Origin of the sequence: Gallaecimonas sp. GXIMD4217 (assembly GCF_038087665.1) — a bacterium.
Classification (GTDB): Bacteria; Pseudomonadota; Gammaproteobacteria; order Enterobacterales; family Gallaecimonadaceae; genus Gallaecimonas.
Genome location: NZ_CP149925.1, coordinates 1797508 through 1811148 on the forward strand (window position 1 = coordinate 1797508; position 13641 = coordinate 1811148).

General features: G+C 62.8%; 10 protein-coding genes. 5 read left to right on the top strand and 5 right to left on the bottom strand.

The features are described 5' to 3' along the window. Positions 1-472 precede the first annotated feature (472 nt). Entirely contained in the window at positions 473-1405 is a 933-nt protein-coding gene (locus WDB71_RS08780; RefSeq protein WP_341501206.1) for a hypothetical protein, read from the top strand. Between the two features lie 794 nt (positions 1406-2199). Here the strand turns inward: WDB71_RS08780 and yjjG are convergent. The 4 genes from yjjG to WDB71_RS08800 all read right to left on the bottom strand — a co-directional run bounded on the left by yjjG (position 2200) and on the right by WDB71_RS08800 (position 4922). Continuing rightward, complete coding sequence (yjjG, locus tag WDB71_RS08785) at positions 2200-2874, bottom strand: pyrimidine 5'-nucleotidase (RefSeq protein ID WP_341501207.1); 675 nt, start codon at positions 2872-2874, stop codon at positions 2200-2202. Between the two features lie 13 nt (positions 2875-2887). Then, positions 2888-3424 carry an inosine/xanthosine triphosphatase gene (gene yjjX, locus WDB71_RS08790; RefSeq protein WP_341501208.1) on the bottom strand — a complete coding sequence of 179 codons (537 nt, stop codon included), beginning with the start codon at positions 3422-3424 and terminating at the stop codon, positions 2888-2890. Between the two features lie 135 nt (positions 3425-3559). Continuing rightward, a complete protein-coding gene (locus WDB71_RS08795) occupies positions 3560-4216 on the bottom strand; it encodes a hypothetical protein (protein ID WP_341501209.1) in 657 nt (218 codons plus the stop codon). 31 nt (positions 4217-4247) lie between these two features. Next, entirely contained in the window at positions 4248-4922 is a 675-nt protein-coding gene (locus WDB71_RS08800; RefSeq protein ID WP_341501210.1) for a hypothetical protein, read from the bottom strand. A 283-nt stretch (positions 4923-5205) separates the two neighbouring features. Between WDB71_RS08800 and WDB71_RS08805 the strand changes: the two genes are divergently transcribed. The 3 genes from WDB71_RS08805 to WDB71_RS08815 all read left to right on the top strand — a co-directional run bounded on the left by WDB71_RS08805 (position 5206) and on the right by WDB71_RS08815 (position 10255). Further along, positions 5206-6558 (top strand): DEAD/DEAH box helicase, encoded by a 1353-nt coding sequence (locus WDB71_RS08805; protein ID WP_341501211.1) that lies wholly within the window; start codon positions 5206-5208, stop codon positions 6556-6558. Between the two features lie 124 nt (positions 6559-6682). Then, positions 6683-7405: a YebC/PmpR family DNA-binding transcriptional regulator gene (locus tag WDB71_RS08810; protein ID WP_341501212.1), complete on the top strand. Its 723-nt coding sequence runs from the start codon at positions 6683-6685 to the stop codon at positions 7403-7405. A 222-nt stretch (positions 7406-7627) separates the two neighbouring features. Continuing rightward, positions 7628-10255, top strand: a complete 2628-nt coding sequence (locus WDB71_RS08815; protein ID WP_341501213.1) for a TonB-dependent receptor — start codon at positions 7628-7630, stop codon at positions 10253-10255. Positions 10256-10330: 75 nt separating this feature from the next. Here the strand turns inward: WDB71_RS08815 and WDB71_RS08820 are convergent, their stop codons facing one another. After that, positions 10331-10846 carry a GNAT family N-acetyltransferase gene (locus WDB71_RS08820; protein WP_341501214.1) on the bottom strand — a complete coding sequence of 172 codons (516 nt, stop codon included), beginning with the start codon at positions 10844-10846 and terminating at the stop codon, positions 10331-10333. A gap of 122 nt (positions 10847-10968) precedes the next feature. On the opposite strand from WDB71_RS08820, the gene WDB71_RS08825 reads away from it, so the two are divergent. Beyond that, on the top strand, positions 10969-13638 hold the full coding sequence (locus tag WDB71_RS08825; RefSeq protein ID WP_341501215.1) for an ATP-binding protein: 2670 nt from the start codon (positions 10969-10971) through the stop codon (positions 13636-13638). The last annotated feature ends 3 nt before the right edge of the window (positions 13639-13641 follow it).

Sequence of the window (13641 nt, forward strand, 5' to 3'; positions counted from 1 at the left end):
ACACCGCGCAGTAAGAAGCCCGCCGATTGGCGGGCTTTTTTATGGGTACGCGTTGCACAAATTTCCAGGGACCGCTACTTACCTGGCCGGCACGGCCTTGCTCCCACCTCCCAACTCGCCAATTCAAGATGGCCGTTCACAGGGTTCCATGATGGTGACAAAACTGTGTTTCCATACAGTCAAATCGATGTAGTGAGCCCATTTAATGCGCGATATCTCGCCACCGCTTGCGCGACTATCTTGTTCACCTTTGTAAAAACCTTTGATATACAACAGAGTAGAGCTGGTCGGTTTTCGTGATATCGCGCCCTGGCAAAGATGAGAACGCGCATGTGCGTTTTCATCCCCGGCACTTTGAGCACGGACCGATAAACACAGGAATTCAAAAGGTTGCACACGATTATCAAAAGGTATTACCAATAGATATCACGCGTGCGCAGAATACAGCGTTATGCATTAAGGAGTTAGTCTTTTGAAAGGTGTAAGTTTCATGGGTTTTGTTGCACCGATGATTGCACTATTCATCGCTATCGTTTGGATTGGCGTTGCTATCGTTGGAAAAAACGTTAATGCCAAAGACTTGGTATTTTCTTACACAGCACTAGCTGCGGCATTTGTGATGTTTTCTCTTAACCTCGGGTTTTCATTGAAGAATGAAGACAGTACCCATGTCGTTCAGCCACATCTGATACTTACGCCGAACTGCGTCGATGTCTACTCAGAGCTGATGACGAAATCAAACTTTGTTGTATTTAATCGAGAAAAGTTAAGTTCATCACTGCATCTTACGAGAACAAGTGAAAAAGCCGGTCTCCCGCAATTGTCTGACGATGAAAGCGCGGTCTTCCAAAATAATCTCGTTGAATTCTTGAGAGTGTCGGTGGTTGGACATTTGCTGTCCGAATACCCCGACTGGAATCCAGATGTAAAAACTTTCAGGGGAAAAAGGCAAGTTCAGTTCAATAACTCTGAGGAAGGTGCTGGCCATAACTCTTACTACTCTGTCCCGCAGCTGGAAAACGCTCTGAAGATAGACGTAGACAATTTCGATATTTCTGAAGGTGTTGGTATAACTAATGGCCTTACATTACCGCCGAATACAGTTATTTCGAGTAATGGTGAAAATCTAATTTTTGAGAACCCCCACATTCGAATAGAAATCGATTTTGAGGTTGAAGATGGAATGAGTTTTGCCGTTCCATCCTACATTGGCTCTAATCTGAGATTGGATCAGCGAGATCTGAGCCAGGGTGTTGTCAACATCCAAAGCAACATTAGAGTTTCTGTGTCTCAGAAAAAGCAAAGATCAGGTAGTCCTGAGCGTCTTAAGTACAAAGCATGGGCATCACAGATTGTTGACGTCATCCGAGCGGGATTTTCGCCAGTAGCGCCTCAAAATGCATAACCAATGCAGGCACGGCGACGCCCATTACATTGCGCCTTCGGCTTCACTCCATGGGCGCGCATGCTGCAGGCGTTATAACTCTTTATGAAATGGATTCTCTTAATACTTCTGATTGGATTGATTCGGGGCATCTTGCTTCCTGATTACAGGTGGGCGCCAAACATATGGCTAATTCCGTTTGTTACACCGGTAGCTCTGTCAGCATTGGCCGTTTATCTGGCTAGCACAAAGCGCCTTGGGAATAAAAGGGGTCAGTTCCTTTTATCTAAGTAGATATAAAAACCGACCCCATTTATTACAGCAAAAAATTTATAAAGGGATTCATCTTGAAGTTTAATTTAATCATATTTTCACCCTGCCTGCTGTATACGATCTTGAGTTTTAACGCCCATGCGGATGAAGCAAAAGCGTTTATCGGGTCACTCAAAGAACACTATAATCCGGCCCTGGCCTATGGGCTGCTGCGCGGGTCCGGCCGTTGTGCGCAGCCTTACATAGCAATATAATCAGCGAACTTTACCAAATGGAATTGGCGTATGGAAACACTTCAAAGAAATTCAAGCCTTAAGAAATCTGTATGTCTAGCCTTGCTCGCTCTGGTTTTAATCGCCAAGCCAGATACTTTCCTGAGTATCATCCAGGGGTTTGAGGGCATGGGCGCTGCCATTCACGATTTAGGGCTATGCCCCTGGGGCCGCGGTCACTAGTTTGCTGCACAGTAGTGCCCACCTCATCACGAGTGGCTGCAACAAGGCAAGAGATAAAAAGCCCGCCAATTGGCGGGCTTTTCTGGTTCAGCAGCCGAGCAACGCCTGCAGCTCGGCCAGGGAGGCCACCTCGTGGTGGGGGCGGATCCCGTCCGGGCGCGGCTGCCCCTTGCGGTTCAGCCAGCAGGTGTGAATGCCGGCGTTGAGGCCGCCCAGCACGTCGGCATGGGGGTTGTCGCCCACCATCAGCACCTTGTCCCTGGGCGGGTTGCCCATGCGCGCCAGGGCGTGCTCGAAGATGGCCAGATCCGGCTTGGCCACCCCCACCTCCTCGGAGATCACCAGGTGTTCGAAGGCGTCCTCCAGGCCGTTGCGCGCGAGGCGGATCTGCTGCAGATCGGTGAAGCCGTTGGTGATGATGCCCAGCCCCGCCCTGCCGCTCAGGGCCGAGATCAGCTCCCTGGCCCCCGGCAGCGGCGTGCACACCTCGGCCATGGCCGCCAGGAAGGCGCCGTTGAGGCGCTGGGGCGTCACCTCCAGCTGCTCGGCCCAGGGCGCGAAGCGGTTGTGCTTGAGCTGATCGGCGCTGATCCTGCCGTCCTGGTAATCCACCCACAGCGGCAGGTTGACGGCCTGGTAGCGGTCGAAGTCGTCGCGGCCGAAGTCCAGGCCGAAGCCGGCGAACATCTGCTTGAGCCCCTGGTAGGCATCGAAATGAAAGAGGGTCTCGTCGGCGTCGAAGAGGATCCATTGGTACTGCATGGTGTCTCCCGGGTTAGTCGCTGTACAGGCTGGGGTTCAGGAAGGGGGCCATGGCCAGCACCAGGGCCTGGTTGTAGGTGCTCTCACGGCTGGCGGTGCCGTTGGTGAGCAGGGCGACGGCGCCGCCGCGCTGCTTGATGTTGTGGGTGTTGAACAGGCGGTCCATGACGGTGCCAAGCTCGGTGCCCTCGTCCAGGGCGTCGAACACCGCCCTCGGCAGCGGCAGGTTGGCGCTGCGCCCCACCGACTGGCGCTCCTTGTCCGCCACCACCACGTAGGCGAAGGTGGCGGGGCCGTAGTCGAAGCGGTCCACGCCCCCTTCCATGGCCACATAGAGGTCGGCCTCGGCATGGGCCCTGAGGTAGGAAACCCGGTTCTCGGCGCCCAGCCGCGTCTCCCTGGCGGTCATGGGCTGCTCCGCCACCCCGGACGGGGCGGCCATGCCCTCGCAGTCGAGCCGGCAATGGGGAAAGAGCGGCGCCAGGGCTTCCCTGGCCGCGTTGATCTTGACCGGGTTTTGGGAACCCACCACCACCTTGAGGCGCTGCACCAATATGACTCCAAATAAATTTACTTCACATGAAGATAGGTGCGCATGATAGCAGCCCAAGGGGCGATGGAAAAGCCGCTTGGCCAAACTAAAAAGGCGCCCCTGGGGCGCCTGATGCCATGGCAAGGGCCAAGCTCAGCCGGCCGGCGCCCCGGTGAAGACCTTCTCGGCGCTGAAAGCCCCTTCGGGCGGCTGCTGGTACAGGCGCAGCTGCAGCCGGCGGCCGTGTTCGGTGGCGGTGCTGTCCTGGGTTGCCACGCTGACGTTGAAATCGGCCTTGCCCAGGCTGCTCATCAGCTGCTCAGTGACCATGGACGAATAGGCCTGATCGGCCAGGTTCAGCTTGACCATGCAGACCTTGCCGCTGTCGCAGATGGTTTCGTCCAGGCTCACATCCACCTTCTGTTGGGCCAGGGCAATGCCGTCCCAGATGGCCTGCTCCGCCTTCACCGCCCGGTCGTCGTAAACCCGCTCCTGCAGCGTCTGGTACCAGTCCTGCTCGAAGCTTGCCCGCTTGGCCAGCATCTCCTGCAACAGTTCGACATTGACGGTTTCACCGCCAGGGGTGGGCGCTGCCGGCGTCGCCACCGGGCTTGGCCCGGCCTGCGGCCTTTGCGGTGCCGGCGCAGTCTTGGTCTCGGCGGTGCCGGTAGCTGTTGCCGCCACGCTGGCGGCCGGCGCCGCCTGATGGGCCTGCTCTGGACTTGGCCGTTGCCCCTGGCCTCCGAAAAGCCAGGCGCCGAGGCCGAGCCCCAGGGCCAGGCCGGCGCCGAATTTCAGGTATCCCTTCATCATGTCTCCTTTATCTTGGGCAATCTAACACTCAGCCTTGGTCCGCATCCTGGGAGACGCCGGCAACCGGCTGCAGGTTCGCCAGTGGTGACTTCTGGCTGAAAGACAACTTCAACCTGGGCCGCTCCCCTTCCGGGCTGTCGAACTCGGTGACGATAAAGCCCAGGCCAAGGCCGGCTTCCTTGAGGCTCTGTCTCATGCGCTCGGTAACCACACCGGCAAAGCCGATATCATCGACGACGACCTTGGCCACGCAGAGCCGGTCGCTGTCACAGAGGACGTCTTCGAGATCGGCGTTGATCATCTGCTGGGCCTGGGCGATGCCGTCCCAGATGGCCTGCTCGGCCTTGACCGCCTTGTCGTCATGACGCCTGGCATGGCTCAGGGCCTGCCAATGACTGTCATAGCTGGGCAGGTTGCCGATGCGCTTCTCCAGGGCCGCGATCTCCTCAAGCTGCTGTGGCGACAGGGGCGTCGCCTCCTGCTCGGCGGCTGCTTTTGGTGCTGGTGCTTGGGAAGTGATAGGGGCTGGATGCGCCTGGGCCAGGGCGCTCTGTGGCGCCTGGGGCTGGGCATTCATGGGCGCCGCCGGGGCCGCCTCCTGGGTCGTGACAGCCAGCTGCTGGGGCTGCCCGGCACCGAAATACCAGCCGCCAAGGGCAACGCCCAGGGCCAGGCTAACGCCGTGGCTAACGATTCCTTTCATGTCTGCTCCTTGTGGGGTCAATGTGCCAAGGCATTGACCCAACCCACTGAATTTAGTTCGGTTTTCTTGTAACAAAAATGTTTCAAAAAGGCCAGCCATTGCCGCTTCCCTGGCCTGTGGCCGCGTCCAAAGGTCGCAAATTCAGATAAAGTTTGCTCCGGTGCGGCGGGAGTCTGCTACACTGCCGGCCTTTGATTTGCCTCCGGTCGGCCGATCTCCCTCTGATTTTTTCCTCTGCCTGAAGACTGGCGCCTCCCTGGCGCAGGCCGAGTACTGGAGTTTTATGTCCTTTTCCAACCTGGGCCTGGCGGCCCCCATCCTGCGTGCCATCGAAGAGTGCGGTTACACCACCCCCACCCCCATCCAGGCCCAGGCCATTCCGGCCGTGCTGAGGGGCGGCGATCTGCTGGCCGGCGCCCAGACCGGTACCGGCAAGACCGCCGGTTTCACCCTGCCGATCCTGCAGCGCCTGCTGGACAACCCGCCCAGGAAGCGCGGCGCCATCCGCGCCCTGGTGCTGACCCCCACCCGGGAGCTGGCCGCCCAGGTCCATGACAACGTGCAGCAGTACAGCCGCCACCTGAAGCTGACCTCCATGGTCATGTTCGGCGGCGTCAACATCAATCCCCAGACCCGCCAGCTCAAGGGCCGCATCGACATCCTGGTGGCCACCCCGGGCCGGCTGCTGGATCACGTCCAGCAGGGCAATCTGAGCCTGGACGACATCGAGATCCTGGTGCTGGACGAAGCCGACCGCATGCTGGACATGGGCTTCATCCACGACATCAAGAAGGTGCTGGCCCTGCTGCCGAAACAGCGCCAGAACCTGCTGTTCTCCGCCACCTTCTCCGACGACATCAAGGCCCTGGCCGACCGCCTGCTCAACGAGCCGGCGCTCATTGAGGTGGCCAGGCGCAACACCACCGCCGAGACCGTGGCCCAGCGCATCTACTTCGTCGACAAGGGCCGCAAGAAGGATCTGCTCAGCCACCTGATCAAGGAGCACAACTGGTGGCAGGTGCTGGTGTTCACCCGCACCAAGCACGGCGCCAACCGCCTCTGCCAGCAGCTGGAGAAGGACGGCATCAGTGCCATGGCCATCCACGGCAACAAGTCCCAGAGCGCCCGCACCAAGGCCCTGGACGCCTTCAAGTCCGGCAAGCTGCAGGTGCTGTGCGCCACCGACATCGCCGCCCGCGGCATCGACATCGCCGAGCTGCCCCATGTGGTCAACTACGAGCTGCCCAACGTGGCCGAGGACTATGTGCACCGCATCGGCCGTACCGGCCGCGCCGGCGCCGAGGGCGAGGCCGTGTCCCTGGTGTGCGTGGACGAGCACAAGCTGCTGCGCGACATCGAGCGGCTGATCAAGAAGGAGCTGCCCAAGCAGGAGCTGGCCGGCTTCGAGGTGGATCCCTCCATCAAGGCCGAGCCCATCCAGAATGGCCGGGCCGGCCAGGGCCAGGGCCGGGGTCGCGGCAACGGTCAGGGCCGGGGCAATGGCCAGCGCAGCGGTGACAACCGCGGCAACGGCGAAGGCCGCCGCAGCCAGGCCCCCCGCGGCAATGGCGGTGACAACGGCAACGGCCAGCGCCGCCGTCGCCGCCGTCCCCAGAAGCAGACGGTTGCCGCCTGATAGAGGAGCCGGGCCCAGCCCGGCTTTTTTGTGCCTGGACGAGCCCGTCTTGGCCAAGGCGAGACAGCAAGGGCGCCATTGGTTACAATCGGCTCACCTTAATCAGCCAAATGAAGTCATTCCCATGGGTCGCGCCTTTAACAACCGCAAAGAATCCATCGCCAAAACGGCTGCCGTCAAAACCAAGCTCTATTCCAAGTACGGCCGCAACATCTATGTCTGCGCCAAGAACGGCGGCGCCGATCCCGCCGGCAACCTGGCCCTGCGCAGCCTCATCGACCGCGCCAAGAAGGATCAGGTGCCGGCCCACGTCATCGACAAGGCCCTGGACAAGGCCAGCGGCGCCGGCGGCGAAGACTTCCAGCCCGCCCTTTACGAAGGCATTGGCCCCGGCGGCTGCCTGGTGCTGATCAGCGCCCTGACCGACAACCCCAACCGCACCTTCGGCGAAATTCGCGGCGTCTTCTCCCGCTGCAAGGCCAAGCTGGGCAGCCAGGGCTCGGTCTCCCACATGTTCGACCACCGCGCCATGTTCGCCTTTGCCGGCACCGACGACGAGCCGGTACTGGAAGCCCTGATGGAAGCGGACGTGGACGTGTCCGACGTGGAAGCCGACGACGGCATGATCACCGTGCTGGTACCGCCCACCGAGTTCTTCAAGACCAAGACCACCCTGCTGGCCATGGATCCCGAGCTGAGCTTCGAGGTGGAAGAGATCACCTACCTGCCCCAGGCCGACCACGCCATTGCCGGCGACGATGTCGAGCTGTTCGAGCGCTTCGCCGGCATGCTCAACGACCTGGACGACGTGCAGGAGATCTACCACAACGGCAGCTTCGAAAGCTGATCGCTCCTTGCATGAAAAAGCCGGGCACCGCCCGGCTTTTTTGTGCCCGGGGTGCGACAGCATGTCGCACCCCGGGCAGCCACCCTCTTTGGCAAAAATTGTTCCCCGTCAAGGCATTGGCTTCAAGCCCCGGCCACGACAGGGGAAACTTGCGTTGGGTCAAATGGCCTGGCCGGCGGGCCCTTACCCTGGCCGCAAGCCCAAGCAGCAAGAGCCTTGCCCATGAAAAACCTGTTCACCCTGAGCCCCATTGCCCTGGCCCTGCTGGCCGGCACCGTCCAGGCCGCCCCCCAGCTTGAGGATGTCGAGCGCATCCAGGTTACCGGCAGCCATATCCAGCGCAGCGACTGGGAGAGCCACAGCCCCATCACCGTCATCGACAAGGCGCAGATCGCCCGCTCCGGCATCAACAACCTGGAGGAGCTGCTCCAGGAGCTGAGCCTGTCCGCCGGGCCGGCCGGCAACGCCACCAACGCCTACTGGACCAGCAACGGCTACGGCACCGCCCAGGTCGACCTGCGCGGCCTCGGCATCAAGCGCACCCTGGTGCTGCTGAACGGCCGCCGCCTCATCAACGGCGGCACCGGCGCCAACGACGCCGTGGATCTCAACCTGATCCCCCTGCCCCTCATTGAGCGCATCGAAGTGCTGCGCGACGGCGCCTCCGCCATCTACGGCGCCGACGCCGTGGCCGGGGTGGTCAACCTGATCACCCGCAAGGCCATGGACGGCGTCGAGCTCTTTGGCCAGTACGGCCAGACCAGCAAGGGCGACGGCGCCCAGCGCAGCCTCAACCTGCTGGCCGGCACCCGCCTTGGCGACACCGAGCTGGCCCTGAACCTCAACTACGTCAACACCGACGCCGTGCTGCAGTCCGCCCGCCACCCCTGCCCCCTGGAGGAAACCGAGCAGGGCCTCGAATGCATCGGCAGCGGCTCTACCCTGGGTGGCCGCGCCCACCTGGCCGACGGCACCGAGCTGCAGTTCAACCAGGATCCCGGCGGCGACGGCGACTTCTTCGAAGCCTATGATCCGCAAAAGCACGGCTTCAACTGGTTCCCCTTCCTCAATGCCGTCAGCCCCAGCGAGCGCTTCAACGCCGCCCTCACCCTCAGCCATGAGCTGAGCGACGAGCTGCTGCTCAGCGCCGAGCTTATCCACGGCCACCGCGAGTCCGAGCAGATAGTCACCCCCAGGACACTGCGCTCGGCCAGCGTCAGCGCCGCCTTCCCCTTCAACCCCACGGGCCAGGATCTCACCCTCAAGAAGCGCCGCATCCTCGAGGCCGGGGTGCCCTTCTTCTACCAGGAGACCGACATCACCCAGGGCACCCTGGCCCTGGAGGGCAGCCTGGCCGGCGATTACCAATGGCAGCTGAGCTGGAGCCGGGGCATCAACACCGCCAGGGACGGCTGGTCCCAGGACTATGACCAGCAGCGGATCCAGGCCACCCTGGACGAAAGCCAGTGCTCCACGGCCCCCGGCGCCGCCATCCCCTGTGGCGACTACTTCGGGGTCGGCGACCTCAGCCCGGCGGTGCTGGACCATATCGGCTACCAGCGCGAAGGCAGCGGCGGCAACGAGCTGGACAGATTCGCCGCCGACATCAACGGCGACCTCTACGAGCTGCCGGCCGGCCCCCTGGCCTTTGCCGCCGGCATCGAATACCGCCAGGAAAGCGGCTGGCGCGATCCGGACCCGGTGGTGCTGGCAAACGGCGGCGAAGACGCCATCCGCGGCGAAACCCGGGTCCGGGAAGTGTTCGGCGAGCTGGCCCTGCCCCTGGCGGCGGAGCTCAGTGGCGTCAAATCCCTGGAGCTGAGTCTGGCCCTGCGCCACTCCGACTACGACGACTTCGACGCCAAGACCACCTACAAGGCCGGCCTCAAGTGGGTCGTCAACGACCACTGGATGCTGCGAGCGGTGCGCTCCACCGCCTTCAGGGCCCCCAGCATCACCGAACGTTTCGGTGGCACCAACCAGGAAAACCTGCTCACCATAGACCCCTGCGACGGCGCCACCGGCACCATCGCCGCCAACTGCCTGGCCGACGGTGTGCCGGCCGGCTTCCAACAGGACGGCAGCACCATACTGACCGGGGTCGGCGGCAATCCAGACGTGCAGCCGGAAGAGGCCGACACCCTGAACCTGGGGCTGATCCTGGAGTACGGCGACCTGAGCGCCAGCCTGGACTATTTCGACATCCGCCTGGACGACGCCATCGGCAGCGTCGGCGGCACCGACCAGCTCAGGCTCTGCTACACGGCTCCGCGCCAGTACGCCGGTTTCTGCCAGGGCTTCGAGCGGGATCCGATCACCCACCAGGTGACATTGCTCACCAAGAGGCCCATCAACGTGGCCAGGGAAAGGGTACGGGGCCTGGATCTGTCCCTGAGCTACCGCCATCTGCTGTTGGGCCTCGACAGCCAGTGGCAGCTGGACGCCACCCGGTTGCTCGAGCATGAGCGCACCGCCTTCCCCGGCGCCGAGACCGAGCAGCTGCTGGGCCTGATCACCGCCGACCAGGGCAGCTTCGCCAAATGGCGGGCCAATGCCAGCTGGGTGCTGGCCGGCGACGCCTGGACCCTGGGCTGGACCGGCCGCCTCATCGGCAAGGCCGACGACCAAAACGGCGGCGGCCCCATTGGCCGGGCCGTGCCCACCGTGGTCTACCACGACCTCAGCGCCAGCTACCGCCTCGGCGAGGATCTGGAGCTGAGGGCCGGCATCGACAACCTGTTCGACAAGGCCGCGCCCTTCCTCACCTCCTGGAACGACGCCAACACCGACGTCTTCACCTACGATCTGCTGGGCCGGCGCTGGCGCCTGGGCCTGAACTACCGCTTCTAGGGCGAGCCATTAAAAAAGCCGGGACTGGATCCCGGCTTTTTTGTGCTCCATCTGGTTACTTCTCGGCGCTACCGATCAGCATGGCGCCGGGTGCCAGTGCAGGTGGTGTTCGTACCGGTCCTCACCCACCAGCTCGAAGCCAAGCCGCTCGTAGAGGCCGCGGGCCGGGTTGCCCTTGAGCACCTTCAGGGCCAGGAACTTGCCGCTGTGCTCGGCCATGGCCATAAAGCGCCTGAGCACCTGGCTGGCAATGCCCCGGCCCTGGTATTCGGGCAGGATCTGCAGCTGCAGTATGTCGACCCGTTCGGCCGATTCGTGGAATTTGACCAGGCCGATGGGCTCGTCGCCCTGGTGCAGCAGGTAGGCGCAGCCGTAGAGGTCGTCGATGCGGAAACGGTGGTCGTCATCGCTGAGGAAGAGTCCCACCCGCTCCAGGTGCTCGGTCATGGTGCGCTTGCGAAGCGTCAGCAGGAAGTCCCTGTCGGCATCGCTGGCCCTGATCAGGCGCACATCCGCCATGGCAACCGAACCCGCGTTGCCAGGCTCTTCCCAGGCGCTGCCGGGCTGCTGGCTCTGTTTCTGCTGCGCCATGATAATCCCTTTGTCATCAACCACCTCAGGGATTCTCGACTTTTCCCGCACGCCTGGCAAGCAAGGCCGCGATAGTTAACTACCCTATGGCTATGGGATTTCCACCTTGGCCAGGGAAGGACATGAAGAAAGTCAAAAGTGTACTGGCGCGCATCGCGGCGCTGAAACAGGGCCAGCTGGCCCTGGTGATGGGAGGCCTGTTCCTGGCCGGCATGATCTTCACCCTCTTCTATGTCCAGCGCCTGCAGAGCCAACTGGTCCAGAGCACCGTATTGGAGCACAGCCAGCTCTACACCCAGGCCCTGAGCGAGTTCCGCTCCATCTACACCTCCGAAGTGGTGGCCAGGGCCAAGGCCCAGGGCCTGGAAATCACCCATGACTACGAGAGCAGGCCCGGCGCCCTGCCCCTGCCGGCCACCCTGTCCATGAAGCTGGGCGAGCAGATCGGTGCCCGCAGCCATGGCGCCCAGGCCAGGCTCTACAGCGCCTACCCCTTCCCCTGGCGCAGCCAGCAGGGTGGCGGCCTGCAGGACGCTTTTGCCAGGGACGCCTGGACCTTCCTGCAGGCCAACCCGGGCCAGCACTATTCCCGGTTCGAAACCGTGCAGGGCCAGAGCGTGCTGCGTTTCGCCAGCGCGGATTTGATGCAGCCCGCCTGTGTCCAGTGCCACAACAGCCACCCGGACTCGCCAAAGTCCGACTGGCAGGTCGGCGACGTTCGCGGCGTGCTGGAGGTGATCTATCCCATGAACAGGATCACCAGCGCCGCCAACGCCTCCATGACCGACCTCATCCTGGTGCTGCTGGGCATCACGGCGCTGATGGTGGCCTGCATCTGGGCGGTGATCCTCAGCCTGGGCAAGGCCAAGGAGCAGGCCGAGCAGGCCAGCCAGACCAAGAGCATGTTCCTGGCCTGCATGAGCCATGAGATCCGCACCCCCATGAACGGCATCTTCGGGGTGTTCGAGCTGCTCAAGAAGGGCCGCCTGGACAAGGGCCAGCAGGATCTCACCGAGATGGGCCTCAGGTCGGCCTCCAGCCTGCTCAAGCTCATCGACGAGATCCTCGACTTCTCGAAACTGGAAGCCGACAAGGTGGAGCTGGACGAGATCCCCTACCAGCTGAGGGAGGAGCTGACCAGCCTGGTGGATCTGTTGTGCGGCCAGAGCAGCAAGAAGGGCGTAACCCTGGCGCTGACCCTGGCGCCCGAGCTGCCGCAGCAGGTGCAGGGGGATCCGGTGCGGCTACGCCAGATCCTCACCAACCTGGTCGGCAACGCCATCAAGTTCACTCCCGAGGGTGGCCGTATCCTGGTGGACGTGCGGCTGCTGGCCCAGGAGGGCCGGCGTTACCAGCTCAGGTTCCAGGTCAGCGACACCGGCATCGGCATGAGCCAGGAACAGCTGAGCCGGATCTTCGAGGCCTTCACCCAGGCCGACAACGCCACCACCAGGGAATACGGCGGCACCGGCCTGGGCCTGACCATCGCCAACCGCCTGGTGACGATGATGGGGGGCCAGATCCAGGTCAGCTCCCAGCGCGGCACGGGCAGCACCTTCACCTTCGACATCTGGCTGACCGGCCTGGATCAGGGCCTTGGCAGGGACCAAGGGCCCTTTGCCGGCGTTCGGGTGGCGATCTGCAGCCAGGACAGCGTATTGACCGACACCCTGGAGCGGATCCTGGCCAGCTGGGCCATGGTGCCCACCAGGCTGGCACCGGACGCGATCACCGCTGCCGAACTCGGCGATGCCCGGATCCTGCTGCTGGATCTGGAGCAGGACTGCCAGCAGCTGTACCTGCTGCTGGATGGCCAGGCCAAACTGCCCGAAGCCGCCCGCCCGGCCCTGATCTCGGTCGGCCCGGCCCCCACCAGCCTGCTGCCCGCCCCCTACCCGGCGCTGTTCCATGCCAGCCTGGAAAAGCCGCTGATCCAGTCGGCGCTGTACAATCATTTCGCCGCCCTGCTGGCGGTCAGGCAACCCACCTCCCAGGACGACACCGCCAGCGAGAGCCAGCACTTCTCGCTGCGGGTGCTGCTGGCCGAGGACAACAGGGTCAACCAGGAGGTGGCCACCCAGATGCTGGAGGAGATCGGCTGCCGGGTGGACTGCGCCGAGAATGGCCGCCTGGCCCTGGAGATGACCCGCCTGGAACACTACGACATCATCTTCATGGACTGCCACATGCCGGTGATGGACGGCTACCAGGCGACCCGGCAGATCCGCAGCGAGGAAAAACAACAGGCATCCCGGCACCAGCTGATCGTCGCCCTGACCGCCAATGCCCTGGCCGGCGACCGTGAGAAATGCCTGGAGGCCGGCATGGACGACTACCTCTCCAAGCCCTTCTCCTTCGAAGCGCTCGAAGCCGTGTTGAGCAGGTATTTCAGCCCCAGTGCCGTGGCCAGCGGCGCCAGCGAGGTGCTGGACGATGCCCAGGCAGCCCGGCTCAGGGCCAAGGGCAAGCCGGGCCAGCCCAGCCTGATGACCAGGCTGAGCCGGCTCTACCTGGAGGAGTCCAGGCCGATGGTGGACCAGCTGAAGGCCTGCCTGGATCAGGGCGACCTCCAGGGCGGGGCGGGGCTGGCCCACAGCCTCAAATCGTCCACCGCCAACCTGGCGGCGCCGGCCCTGGCCGACCACTTCAAGACCCTGGAAGGCCTGCTGCTTGACGGCAGGGGCGATGACGCCAAGGCCCTGCTGGCAGGGCTGATGCCCGACTTCGAGGCCCTGTGCAGGCAACTGCAGCTGGAGGCCCAGGGCCAGACCAATCCCGTGGACAAGGACTGAGCG